1 protein-coding gene is annotated in these 371 nt (G+C 60.6%); it reads left to right on the forward strand.

The window, feature by feature from the left end:
* Window positions 1-371: IS3 family transposase (locus tag FMM79_RS00225; RefSeq protein WP_148625061.1), on the forward strand; the 371-nt coding region annotated here is incomplete at both ends.

The following is a 371-nucleotide window of genomic DNA, read 5'->3' on the forward strand; positions in this document are numbered from 1 at the left end:
GCATCGACGCGCTGCATCTGGAGTTTCCGTTCGCAGGCAGCCGGATGATGCGCGACTTTCTTCGTCAGGAGGGCATCACGATCGGCCGCTGCCATGTCGCGAGCCTGATGAAGAAGATGGCGATCGAGGCCGTCTATCGCCGTCCCAGCACTTCCAGGCCGGCGCCAGGGCACAAGATCTACCCCTATCTCCTGCGCAAGCTTCCGATGGTGAGGCCCAATCAGGTCTGGGCGACAGATATCAGCTACATTCCCATGGCCCGGGGCTTCGTCTATCTTGTCGCTATCGTCGACTGGTTCAGCCGCAAGGTCCTCAGCCACCGGATTTCGATTACGCTGGACGCCGACTTCTGCGTGGAAGCGCTCGAGGAA

The organism is Novosphingobium sp. BW1 (genome assembly GCF_008107685.1).
Taxonomy (GTDB): domain Bacteria; phylum Pseudomonadota; class Alphaproteobacteria; order Sphingomonadales; family Sphingomonadaceae; genus Novosphingobium.